Annotated in this window: 8 protein-coding genes; 3 read left to right on the top strand and 5 right to left on the bottom strand. The window is 56.0% G+C overall.

What is annotated here, in order from left to right:
* Positions 1-369 precede the first annotated feature (369 nt).
* Positions 370-645: a hypothetical protein gene (locus tag EE896_RS10380; RefSeq protein ID WP_003850257.1), complete on the top strand. Its 276-nt coding sequence runs from the start codon at positions 370-372 to the stop codon at positions 643-645.
* Positions 646-745: 100 nt separating this feature from the next.
* Here the strand turns inward: EE896_RS10380 and budC are convergent, their stop codons facing one another.
* The 4 genes from budC to treZ all read right to left on the bottom strand — a co-directional run bounded on the left by budC (position 746) and on the right by treZ (position 8,079).
* Positions 746-1,510, bottom strand: a complete 765-nt coding sequence (gene budC, locus EE896_RS10375; protein ID WP_003850255.1) for a meso-2,3-butanediol dehydrogenase — start codon at positions 1,508-1,510, stop codon at positions 746-748.
* Between the two features lie 127 nt (positions 1,511-1,637).
* Complete coding sequence (glgX, locus tag EE896_RS10370; RefSeq protein ID WP_003850253.1) at positions 1,638-3,713, bottom strand: glycogen debranching protein GlgX; 2,076 nt, start codon at positions 3,711-3,713, stop codon at positions 1,638-1,640.
* A 56-nt stretch (positions 3,714-3,769) separates the two neighbouring features.
* Positions 3,770-6,298: a malto-oligosyltrehalose synthase gene (gene treY / locus EE896_RS10365; RefSeq protein WP_140915572.1), complete on the bottom strand. Its 2,529-nt coding sequence runs from the start codon at positions 6,296-6,298 to the stop codon at positions 3,770-3,772.
* Entirely contained in the window at positions 6,295-8,079 is a 1,785-nt protein-coding gene (treZ, locus tag EE896_RS10360) for a malto-oligosyltrehalose trehalohydrolase (protein WP_003850248.1), read from the bottom strand. The genes treY and treZ overlap by 4 nt, the downstream gene beginning before the upstream one ends.
* A gap of 426 nt (positions 8,080-8,505) precedes the next feature.
* On the opposite strand from treZ, the gene EE896_RS10355 reads away from it, so the two are divergent.
* Positions 8,506-8,799: a hypothetical protein gene (locus EE896_RS10355; protein ID WP_003850246.1), complete on the top strand. Its 294-nt coding sequence runs from the start codon at positions 8,506-8,508 to the stop codon at positions 8,797-8,799.
* Between the two features lie 55 nt (positions 8,800-8,854).
* On the opposite strand, the gene EE896_RS10350 is transcribed toward EE896_RS10355, so the two are convergent.
* The gene (locus tag EE896_RS10350; protein WP_003850244.1) at positions 8,855-10,111 is read right to left on the bottom strand and encodes a mechanosensitive ion channel family protein; all 1,257 of its coding nucleotides are present in this window, start codon (positions 10,109-10,111) and stop codon (positions 8,855-8,857) included.
* Between the two features lie 222 nt (positions 10,112-10,333).
* Between EE896_RS10350 and EE896_RS10345 the strand changes: the two genes are divergently transcribed.
* On the top strand, positions 10,334-11,992 hold the full coding sequence (locus EE896_RS10345; RefSeq protein ID WP_008926208.1) for a methyl-accepting chemotaxis protein: 1,659 nt from the start codon (positions 10,334-10,336) through the stop codon (positions 11,990-11,992).
* The last annotated feature ends 125 nt before the right edge of the window (positions 11,993-12,117 follow it).

Here is a 12,117-nt window from a genome sequence, read left to right as displayed (position 1 = left end):
CGGGGGTTAATTTTGTTAGTTGTGATTCTAATCATAACGGAGGGTACTTACAGGGAATGCTTGCCGGTTTAATCATTAGACTGTTGTTTTTAATGCATTATTTTAAGTTTTGCTGATTTATTGATGCATTAGCATTACAAATACAATCGGGGGTGTAAAACGGGTGGGAATGTTTCAGTGCGTCGAATGCCTGAAGCGATGTAAACGGCAAAAAAGGGTATATTCTCAAAGTCAGTTTGAGTTACGCAATAAAGTGGTTTTAGGGATAATTCTCAGTTAGTTTAGTAACACTTCAGATTACAACAAAAACCTCTTACGAATTTTGGTTCGTTTTTTAAGATACATACAGCAACTATCAGGATGACTACCATGCTTAAAGCCAGCTATTATTATCTGTGCCCGCGCCCCATGGGTGGATGGATTTTACACAAAGAAGGTTGCGTTAATCTGTCAAAGAACGACAAACGCATTTTTATTGGTTCACTTTATACCCGCCAGCAGGCGCTGGCCGTGGCAAAAGTTCATCACGCAAATGCTATGCTCTGTAATGCCTGCCTGAGCACGTTTATTTGCCCGACCAGTAGCAGTACGGCAATTAAAACGGCGCGTGCGGCAACGCCAACCCGTCATACGCCAAGACATTAATGTATTCACATTAATTTGCTGTATAAAAAAGAGAATAAAGCGAATTAATCAGGGCAGGTGCTCAGAATATACAGGCAGCGTAATAACGCTGCCCTGATATTTATGCCTGCTTAGGCTGACCATTTGATGCGGTAATTCCGCCATCGACCGGCAAATTAACACCTGTAATATAACTGGCTTCTTCGCTGGCAATAAACAGAATGGCATGGGCGATATCATCGGCTTTCCCGGCGCGCTGCAGCGGAATACGATCGTAAAAGCGCTCCATCAATTCCTGGTCCTGACTGGCATCTTCAGTCAGATCGGTTAAGGTAAAGCCAGGACAGATTGCATTGACCCTTACGCCATCTGCGCCGTAGTCCATAGCCAGCGCACGGGTGAAGTTGGTAATCGCCCCTTTGGCTGCATTATAAATGCTCATGCCCCAGTCGCCGCCTAAGCCGGAAACGGAAGAGATGTTGACCACGTTGCCTTTGCTTTTTAGCAGGGCAGGCATGAAATAGTGCACACCATGGAAAACGCCATCAAGGTCGGTTTTCATCAGGGTTTTCCATGCGTCGAGTCCGACTTCATGAACGCGGCCCTGCACGATAACGCCTGCATTATTCACCAGCACGTCAACACGGCCATATTTCTTCAGCACGGTTTCTGACAACTGCTTAACCTGTTCGGCTTCTGAGACGTCGCATGCTGCCACCAGGTGGTCGCCCGGTGTCATCCCAGCCAGCGTCTCTTCCAGTTTCTGTGCGGTACGTCCCACCAGCACCACTGATGCCCCTTCTTCAGCGAAGCGCTTCGCGCTGGCTTCGCCAATGCCGGACCCGGCACCTGTCACAACCACAACTTTCTGCGTAAATCTGGACATCATGCCTCCTTATCAGCATCAATTCTTACTATTAACAACCGGTTAAGCCTGGCACCCATTGGCAGAAACACAAGCGCAGCGCGAAATGCGCTGCGCCAGATGACGGCTTTTTAACCGGAGTTAACGGCTAGGGACGTCTGAAAAGGGCGAAACTGCGTCCTTCCAGTTCGAAATCCTTCTCTTTGGTGATCACCAGACCGCGCTTCGCGGTGTCGCTGGTGGTCAGCTCCAGCACCCAGCCACCTTCACCGAACTGCGGAATGCGGAACGGCACATTGCCTTCAAACGGGTTAAGCAGCATCAGTACGTCATGCCAGATGCCTTCCTCGGTCTGCAGATCCGGCCGGCCGATATAAACCCCCAGCGTTGAGCCTTCATCCCACTGCTCAGACTGCTGGAAGCCGCCACCGGCGTTAAACCATTTGATATCCATACCGTCGCGCCAGTTTTCGCGGCGCAGCAACGGCTGTTGAGCACGCAGCGTCAGGATCTGACGAGTGAACTCGCGCAGTGCCTCAGCAGACTCTGGCAGGTTATCCCAGTGTACCCAGGAGATTTCGCTGTCCTGACAGTAGCCGTTGTTGTTGCCCATCTGGCTGCGGCCAAATTCGTCGCCTGCCAGCAGCATCGGCGTGCCGTGAGAGAAGATCAGCGTTGCAAGGAAGTTACGTTTCTGACGCTCACGCACCGCGTTAATGCCTTCGTCATCGGTCGGGCCTTCAACGCCGTAGTTGTATGAGCGGTTGTCGTTGTGACCGTCGTTATTATCTTCGCCATTCTCATCGTTATGTTTGTCGTTGTACGACACCAGATCGTTGAGGGTGAAGCCATCGTGTGCGGTAATGAAATTGACGCTGGCCCACGGACGACGGCCGTGCTGATCGTAAAGGTCGCCAGACCCCAGCAGGCGGGCGGCAAAGTCGGTAGAGACGTTGTTGCCTTTCCAGTAATCACGCACGGTATCGCGGTACTGATCGTTCCATTCTGCCCAGCCAGGCGGGAAGCTGCCCACCTGGTAGCCGCCCGGACCGATATCCCAGGGTTCGCCAATCAGCTTTTTCTGCGACAGGATTGGGTCCTGCATGATGGCATCGAAGAAGCCGCCGCGCGGGTCGAATCCATCGGGCTCACGACCGAGAATGGTGCCGAGGTCAAAACGGAAACCGTCGATATGCATCGACTCTGACCAGTAACGCAGGGAGTCGAGCACCATCTGCAGCACGCGCGGATGTGAGGTGTTGACGGTATTGCCGGTGCCGGTGTCGTTGATGTAGTAACGATGCTGGTCTGGCATCGTACGGTAATAGGAAAAGTTATCGATGCCCTTAAACGACAGCGTCGGGCCCAGCTCATTGCCCTCGGCGGTGTGGTTGTAGACCACGTCGAGGATCACTTCGATACCGGCATCATGGAAGGCGCGCACCATGTCACGGAAGCCCTGAATGCCGCGCGGCCCGAAATAGCGGGTCGCGGGCGCAAAGAAGCCCAGCGTGTTGTAACCCCAGAAGTTTTTCAGCCCTTTATCCAGCAGATGCTGATCATCCGGGAACCAGTGCACTGGCAGCAGTTCAACCGAGGTAATGCCCAGGCTTTTAATGTAGTTGACGGTCGATTTATGGCTCATGCCGTCAAAGGTGCCGCGCATCTCCGGTGGCAGTGCCGTGTTGAGCTGCGTGAAGCCTTTGACGTGGGTTTCATAGATGACGGTTTTCGGCCATGGCACGTTCGGGCGGTTTTGATCGTGCCAGTCGAATTCATTAGGATCGATAACCCGGCACTTTGGTGTAAACGGTGCGCTGTCGCGGGTGTCGAACGTCAGATCTTTATCGTCGTGGTAGAGATCGTACGCGAAGTGTGCCTCGTTCCAGGCGATATCACCTGCCAGTTCACGCGCGTACGGGTCGAGCAGTAACTTGTTCGGGTTAAAGCGATGACCATTTTCCGGATCATAAGGGCCATAGACGCGATAGCCATAGAGCGCGCCGGGTTTCAGCCCCGGAATGTAGCCGTGCCACACTTCATGGGTATATTCCGGCAGTTCCAGACGGGCAATTTCCGTTTTGCCGCTGGGATCGTACAGACAGAGTTCAACCCGCTCGGCGTGGGCGCTGAACAGGGCGAAGTTCACGCCCTGACCATCAAAGTTTGCCCCCAGTAAATGGCTGTAACCCGCCGTAATTTCAAAACGCTGACTGTTTGACATTTATGCCTCGTTATTCAATGAACAGATTGACGCGTATAAAACATTAATGCCGGTTTTCATTTTGCGACCAGCACAGCGCACCACTGTGCCGCCAGCGCTGTAAGCGGCAACTGGTCGCCTGCATCAAGCGTTTTACCGCTCAGGACATCCTGATACTCACGCTGGCCCAGTGCTGCAGGCAGGGCGATAACCGTATCAGCCCAGCGCGCGGCGGGTGGCTGATCGAGATTCTCTGGCAGCGCGTTAAACACCCGGCGTGACACAATCACAATCACCGCCTGATCCTGAAGCGTGCGGGCAAAAGCCAGCACCTTATCCTGCTGCTCGCCCTCCGCCGACAGCGCCAGATAGTCGCCGCGACGGAACAGCTCAGGCTGCGCCTGACGCAGCGCCAGCAGCTTCACAATTGCCTGCTGATTGACCTGACCACGCAGCCAGTGTGCTTCGCTGCCGTCGTGCTGTGGCGCGGTAAGCATCGCCGCCAGGGCATCGAAATCAGGCTCGCGGCGGTTATCGGGATCGACCAGGCTGAAGTCCAGCGCCTCGCTGCCCTGGTAAATATCGGGTACGCCAGGTGCGGTAAGTTTCACCACGGTCTGGGTCAGACTGTTAACCAGTCCGGCACGCATAAAGGGTTGCAGCGACTGGCAGAAGTCATTGAGGAATGCGCTGTTAGCGGGCGCGAGCAGGTGACGGGCATAACCCAGCACCGCCTCTTCATAGGCGTCGTTGTTATCGGCCCAGTCGGTGCGGAGTTTGGCTTCACGCAGCGCTTTCTCCACATAGACCACAAAGCGGGCTTCCAGCGCCGCCAGGCCGTCGGCATCCTGCGGCTGAAGCGTCGTGGGCCAGACCCCGGCCAGTGCTTCATACAGCATCCACTCGACGGCCGGCTCCGGTGCCGGACCATCTTTCAGCCGAACGACATGGTCCTGATTGATCTCCCGCCAGCGGCTGACGCACTCGGCCCAGCGCTGCGGCGCTTCGGTCAGCGTATAGAGACGCGCACGGGCATCTTCACCGCGCTTGGTATCGTGCGTTGAGGTGCCTGACAGCGCATCAGGCTGATGTTCGCGCCGCGCCTGCATCTCGGCATGAAACTGATCCAGCGAGAAGTGACGTGCCAGCGGTTCAGCGCCGACTTCATTCAGCGCCAGCGCCATATGCTGACGGAAGAAGAGGGTGTCCTCGACTGACTTCGCCATCAACGGCCCGGTCAGCTGCTGGAAGCGGGTGCGGAACTGCGTGGCATCGTCGCGAGCAGCGTCGGCAACGTCAGCGCGCAGAATACGCGTCAGGAAGTCGAGCGCCTGGGTGTCTGGCGCGTGGTCGCTGGCTTTGACCTCGCTGACCACCTGTTGCAGCAGCGCGGTGTCGGCGGGTGTCAGGCCTTCTGGCGTGCCATAGGTGCGATAAACCGGAAAGGCAACCAGCAGTTCCCGCAGCGCATTTTTCAGTTCCGCCTCCGGCTGTGGTTTGCCGTCTGCATCGGCAATCTTCAGTGCCAGTTGTTGTAACCGGTTAAATTCACCGGCGAAATTGCGGTTCGCCATCAGTAGTTTGGCGGCACGCAGCTCTGCTTTCATGTCAACGGTTTTGCCGATAACGGCCTGATACGCCTTGCGCAGGCCGCTCAGGCGGTCGCTGTCGACCAGCAGATTGGCGAGAGCAGCCATAAACTCATACCCGGTGGTGCCGGAAACCGGCCACTCGTCAGGCAGCTGTTCATTGTCGCCGAGGATTTTCTCCACGGTAAGATAGCAGTCGGGACCGGCAGCCTGGCGTAACTGCTCCAGATAGCCGCGCGGGTCGGCCAGACCATCCACGTGGTCAACGCGCAATCCCTGCACCGCGCCGCTGTGGACCAGTTCGAGGATCAGCTGATGTGCGGCATCAAAGACCGTTTTATCTTCCACACGCACGCCCACCAGACCGGTCACTTCGAAGAAGCGACGGTAGGAGAGATTGTTGGGCGCATCGCGCCAGGAGATCAGTTGCCACGGCTGCTGGTCATGCAGTTCAGCAATCTGTGCGGCATCACGCAGGGCCAGTACGGCCTCTTCCCGATCCTGCCAGGTCTCCGGCTTCAGCGGATAGAAATTATCGAAGTAGGCCAGCGCCGGTTTGCCGGTTTGCGGATCCCGCTGCACGCTGATTTCACCTTTTTCCAGCACCGCCTCAAAAGTGTCACCGAGGAACGGCAGCGTCAGGCGGCGTGACCAGTCGATATCGAAATAATGGGCATAGCGACTCTGTTCGCCATGCTCAATAACGTCGCGCCACCAGGTGTTCTCCAGCGAGGCGGCCATATGGTTAGGGACGATATCGAGAATCAGCCCCAGACCGGCGGCTTTCAGTGCGCCAGCCATGCGATCAAAGCCTTCACGGCCGCCAATCGACGGCTCGATCTGGTTAACGTCGGTCACGTCATAGCCGTGAGTCGACTCTGCGGTCGCGCTGAAGATCGGCGACGCATAGAGATGGCTGATACCCAGCTGTTTCAGGTAGGGCACCAGCGCCGCCGCACGGTCAAAGGTCATGCCGTTGCGGAACTGAATGCGGTACGTTGCGGTTGGAATATTCATTCTGCTTCTCTCTTTTCCAGACGCACGACAATCGCGTTGGGAATCAGTTCGGTGGCGGTCTGCGGCCAGGCAAACAGGGTTTCGCCCGGTAAATCCGGGATCGGCTGCGTGCTGTCGCCGACGTTCAGCGCCAGTGACAGTGTACCCAGCGGGAAGTCCCAGCGAACGGCCAGGAAACCTTCTGACGTTTTCACTATCTGACCGGCATCACCCCCGGCCGTCTGCAGCAGCGGCACAATATGTTCCTGACGCAGCGCCAGCAGATGACGCGTCAGCGCCAGCCACTGCTGACCTTCCGGCGTTTCTGTGCGCGGCCAGTTAAGCTTCGACTGTTCAAAGGTGGTGACATCATTGGGATCCGGCACCGTTTCGCCGTGACCGGCATGGCCTTCAAACTCGCGGGCGCGACCTTCACGCACAGCTTTCGCCAGATCGCCGTGGAAATCGGTAAAGAACAGGAACGGCCGGGTTTCACCATACTCTTCACCCATAAACAGCAGCGGGATGTGCGGCGAGGCCAGTAACATGGCCAGCAGCACCTGCGTCCGCTCTGCACCTGCCAGCGAGACCAGCCTTTCGCCCTGTGCACGGTTACCCGTCTGATCATGGTTCTGGATAAAGTCGACAAAGGCGACAGGCGGCTGACGGCTGCTTTTCACGCCGCGTGGCTCACCCGACTGCGGTGAAACCTCGCCCTGATAGACAAAGCCTTCGGCCAGCGCCCGCGCGACCCGCTGTTCCGGCTGGTCGGCGAAATCCTGGTAGTAAGCGTGCGTTTCACCGGTTGCCAGCACATGCACGGCGTTATGGAAGTCATCGTTCCATTCGCCGGTGAACAGCGGCGCTTCTCCGTTTTCATCACGCGGATGCAGGAAGGTGACGTTACGGCAGTCTTCGGTAGTGAGATGAACAGGGCGGTCGGTAATGGTGGCGCGGATGCGCTCAGCAATCTCAATCAGCACATGTTTTTCGCTCGGATCATCAATCTGATCGATGGCGTCAAAGCGCAGGCCATCCAGATTGAACTCCTGCAGCCAGTAGAGCGGCGCTTCCACGATATAGCGGCGTACCGCATCCACGTCATAGGCGATACCCGCGCCCCACGGCGTCTGGCGCTCTTTGTGGAAGAAGTCTGGCGCCAGCAGCGGCAGATAGTTGCCCTCCGGGCCGAAGTGGTTCAGCACGATATCCAGCACAACAGACAGACCATGGCCGTGCGCCGCATCGATAAAGGCTTTGAAATCATCGGGCGAACCGTAGGCAGCATGGGGTGCATAGAGCAGTACGCCATCGTAGCCCCAGCCGCGATTACCGCCAAACTGCGACACCGGCAGCACTTCAATCATGGTGATGCCGGTTTCAGCCAGCATCGGCAGTTTTTCAATTGCCGCCCGGAAGGTGCCTTCAGGCGTAAAGGTGCCGATGTGCAGTTCGTACACTACCGACTCCTGCCACGGACGGCCCTTCCAGCCTGTGTTTTGCCACTGATACGCATCAGGATCGATCACCAGCGACGGGCCGTTAACCTCCGCTTTCTGAGCACGGGCGGCGGGATCGGGCACGGCCGTGCCATCCGCCAGCACAAAATCATATTCGGCATTTGCTGCCACACCCGCGACCTGGGTTTCAAACCAGCCATCCGCCTGCGGTGTCATTTCAATGTCTTTACCGGAGAGCCGCAGCGTCACGCGTTGCTGACCGGTTGCCCAGAGGCGGAAACGCACCTCATCACTGGCAACCCGTTCAGCGCCCCAACTTTTGAAAAAAGATTTGGATTCCATTCAGTTGCCTCATTTAGCCTGGAAATACGCGATGGTGGCCACCGCGTGAAAAGGATGTCGATGACGTAAGCGTCAGAAATCATAAACCGTGCAGCGAGACCAGGATGCCAGGTGGGCTGGCGCGTCTCTTCAGCCAGAACGCAGGACTGATGTTCAGCGTTATGCGGCGGGAAGGGGGGAGTGAGACCGCTTCCACGCGGCATACAGAAAGTAATCATAGACTAAGATGTTGCAATCGCAGGGCGGCGAGGTGTCTGGTGGCATTAATTTGCGTTAATTACCCTGAATCGGCCTCTGCCTGGGGAAAGGAGACGGTGCAGGCGCAGAAAACCCTGCCGGATAGCGAGGATTCGCTATAAGCTTAAGCGCGATCGCGCAGGTCGTACTGGATGACCTGCGGCGCTGAACACTTCAAAAGGATGTTACGTGAGGAAACGCGTTCTGTTAGCCACGCTTTTACTGCTCGCCGCCTGTTCTAATCGGGTCGGACATCGGCTGGACAACAGTAATCTGCAGCAGATTCATGCCGGTCAGACCACCAAAGCTCAGTTGATTGCGCTGTTTGGTCAGCCTGACAGTGAAACGCCTTACCCGGACGGACAGCGGCTGCTGAAATGGACCTACAGCGAGGCGCGCACCCTGAACACCACCGAGGGGCAGACGCTGACCGTGCAGATGAAAAATGACAAAGTGCTGAACTATGCGCTCAGCAAGAGCTAAGGCTTAGCTAAGTTTACTACGGCGGTGGCAGGAGATTGCCACCGCGCATCATCGGTTACTGTATGCCGCTCTGCTGCGCATCCCGGCTCTCGGGCCGTGGCTGAGCCAGTCGGGCGAAATCGGAACCTGCCGGATGCTGGTAGATTTGCAGTTCAAACACGCGGGCTATTGCATAGATATACTCAAAAATCGCCGCCTGGGTATTTTCATAATCCGCCCAGAAAATTGATGAGGTGAAGCAGTAGATCTCCACCGGCAGCCCATCCGGCGACGGCTTCAGCGGTCGTACCACGATATACATCTCTTTCATAATGTCATCGCGTTGGGCCAGCCAGGCAGACAGGTATTTACGGAACACCATCAGATTAGTGATGCCGTTCTCCATAAACCAGCGTTCGCCGACGGCATTGATATCGCGTCCATCCAGCAGCTCAGTGATCGTTTCGCCTGCAAGGCGGATCTGGCTCATCGATTGCAGCATCTCCTGATTCACAAAGGTGATCGACTTCTGATCCAGATGAAAGCTGCGCATGATGCGGCGCGCACCCGACGAGAACATCGCCTGCCAGTTGGTGTAGGTTTCGGTCAGGAAGTTCTTGGTCGGAATACGTGAAATAGTGTTATCCCAGTTGCGGATGGTGATGGTATGCAGCGCAATGTCGATCACTTCGCCGCTGATGTTTCTGTCCGGCATCTCAATCCAGTCGCCCAGTTGCAGGACATCGTTGGAGGAGAGCTGAATGTTCGCCACCAGCGACAGCAGCGTATGCTGGAAGATCAGCATCAGCACCGCGGCAACCGCACCCAGCGAGGAGATAATAATGGCAGGTGACTTATTGGACATAATCGCCAGAATCATGATTGCGGCGATGATATGCACCAGGATTTTGCCAATCTGGATATAGCCCTTGATCGAGTGATTCTTGCGCTTGGATTTGCGCGTATAGGAGTTGTTAACAATCTCCAGCACTTCGTTGAAGAAGATCGACAGATAGACAAAAAACAGGATGCCGCAGATGGTCTGAATCGCCACTTTCAGGTTTTCAGGCAGGCCTGGCATAAATTGCAGAAAGTTGTAGACCACAATTACCGGCACAAAATTTGACAGCTTCTGAGAGAGGCGAATGTCCTTATCCAGTGGCACACCCTTTTTATGGCTGCTGAAAAAGACCTTCCTGATCACTTTGACGATGAAGAATTTGCAGATCAGGTGAGTGACCAGCCCGGCCACGATCAGCAGCAACAGGCTAAAGCTGATCGACAGCACTCTGTTTCCCTCTATAAAACTCATCAGACTCTGAATGTAATGCATGTTAACCACGTGCGAAAAAGTAAGGGGCGAATTCAACCACAGCACAGGGTCGGTTGTTAAGCGTCAAATGCGTTCAGGCAGAGCCGCAACTTTATTCTGTCCTGAGCGGCGCGCTGGCTGCGCCCGGCAGGTGGCGTCTTGTTAACTTCTTTGTTCGCAGACTCAGATAAATCTCAAGCCAGCCGATAACCACTCTAACTTCTCTGATATGAGCCTGCAGACATGCTTAAAAATCTTAAAATAACCCACGGTATTCTGGCGGTGCTTGCCGTCTTTATTACGTTACTGACCCTGACCGGATTTCTGTTTTACAACGGCGTCTCAAACGCCGACAAAAACTTCGTGGCAGCAGAACAGCTGACCCTGCAGCAGCAGCACCTGAGCGATGCGGTGAAAACCCTGATTAAAACCCGCGTGACCATCAACCGCGTCGCTATCCGTTTCCTGAAAAACCAGCAGGATCCTAAATCACTGGCCGCCATCGCCACGCTGCTGGAGCAGGCGGGCCAGTCTGCGGACAGAGCCGATGCCGACTTTAAAGCCTGGCAGGCGATGCCACGCAAAGAGGGGCAGAGCGAAGCGCAGTCGGCGCAGGTTCAGACCGCCTATCAGCAGATGCATGAGACCATGCTGGCCTCAATTACCTTTTTAAAGCAGGGTAATTACGCGGCCTATGGCAACCTCGAAGCACAGGCGGCGCAGGACCAGCTCGACAGTGCCTATGAGGCCTGGCGTGCGGTGAACATCCAGTTGATGAAAGATACTTCAGAACATAACCAGCGTAGTCTGACAGATGCGCTCTGGGCGCTGCTGACGATTAGCCTGATCACTGGCGTGATTGGCGTGGCGGTCTGGTTGGGACTGCAAAAATTGCTGATTAGTCCGCTGGCCAGGCTGACAGGGCATATGCGCACCATTTCGGCAGGTGATTTAACCTCTGATATTCAGCACGAAGGCCGCAATGAGATGGGCCTGCTGATTCAGGAACTGCAACAGATGCGCGATGCGCTGGTGGTGACCATTACTTCGGTCGATGACGCGACCCGCTCTATTTTTACCGGTGCCGCGGAAATTTCTGCTGGCAGCACCGATCTCTCTTCCCGTACTGAACAGCAGGCTGCTGCACTGGAACAGACCGCCGCCAGCATGGAGCAGCTCACCTCAACGGTGAAGCTCAACGCAGACAATGCGCAGCAGGCGACAACGGTGTCGAAAGAGGCGTCAGCCACCGCCCTGCAGGGCGGCGAAACCGTTGCCCGCGTTATCGCCAACATGGATCAGATCAGCGAAAGCTCGAATCAGATCGCCGGTATTATCGCCATTATCGACAGCATCGCCTTCCAGACCAATATTCTGGCGCTGAACGCTGCGGTTGAAGCCGCGCGTGCCGGTGAGCAGGGGCGTGGATTCGCCGTTGTCGCAGGTGAAGTACGCTCGCTGGCCGGACGCAGCGCCAGTGCCGCGCAGGAGATTCGTGGATTGATTGACCGCTCAGCCGAGCGCATTAAAACCGGTGCCGGTCACGCTTCCCAGGCGGGCATCGCCATGGAGAGCATCGTGAAGTCGGTGAGCCGGGTGACGCAGCTGATCGAAGAGATCGCTGCCTCCTCCACTGAACAGACCCGCGGCATTGAGCAGGTCTGCATTGCGGTTTCTGAGATGGATGGTGTAACGCAGCAGAACGCCGCGCTGGTAGAGGAGTCCGCGACTGCTGCTGCCTCACTGGAAGAGCAGGCGAGCTACCTGCGTAAAACAGTATCGGTCTTTAAAACCGGCAGCATGCACGCCGCGTTCTCCGCCGCACCGGTTGCGAAGGCGATTGCCGTGCCAAAACGTCAGCCTGTCGCCGTGACAGACAATGAGAACTGGCAGACTTTCTGATAATAAGGGTGAACCGATTTCTGGCTGTGAGACCGTGCCTGCATCCCAGCGCATTGAGTCTGGCCGTTGCTGCCAGATTTACCCTGATTCAGGTTTATCAGCAGCCATAAAAAAACCGCCCCCAG

Origin of the sequence: Pantoea eucalypti (genome assembly GCF_009646115.1) — a bacterium.
GTDB classification, from domain to species: Bacteria; Pseudomonadota; Gammaproteobacteria; order Enterobacterales; family Enterobacteriaceae; genus Pantoea; species Pantoea eucalypti.
Note: the sequence above shows the minus strand (reverse complement) of the source record. Positions and strands in the feature narration are given on the sequence as shown.

What these genes read in the sequence shown, in the direction of transcription:
- glgX (WP_003850253.1), bottom strand. Translation starts at nt 3,713, where the DNA reads ATGTCAAACAGTCAGCGTTTTGAAATTACGGCGGGTTACAGCCATTTA.
- treZ (WP_003850248.1), bottom strand. Translation starts at nt 8,079, where the DNA reads ATGGAATCCAAATCTTTTTTCAAAAGTTGGGGCGCTGAACGGGTTGCC.
- EE896_RS10380 (WP_003850257.1), top strand. Translation starts at nt 370, where the DNA reads ATGCTTAAAGCCAGCTATTATTATCTGTGCCCGCGCCCCATGGGTGGA.
- treY (WP_140915572.1), bottom strand. Translation starts at nt 6,298, where the DNA reads ATGAATATTCCAACCGCAACGTACCGCATTCAGTTCCGCAACGGCATG.
- budC (WP_003850255.1), bottom strand. Translation starts at nt 1,510, where the DNA reads ATGTCCAGATTTACGCAGAAAGTTGTGGTTGTGACAGGTGCCGGGTCC.
- EE896_RS10350 (WP_003850244.1), bottom strand. Translation starts at nt 10,111, where the DNA reads ATGCATTACATTCAGAGTCTGATGAGTTTTATAGAGGGAAACAGAGTG.
- EE896_RS10345 (WP_008926208.1), top strand. Translation starts at nt 10,334, where the DNA reads ATGCTTAAAAATCTTAAAATAACCCACGGTATTCTGGCGGTGCTTGCC.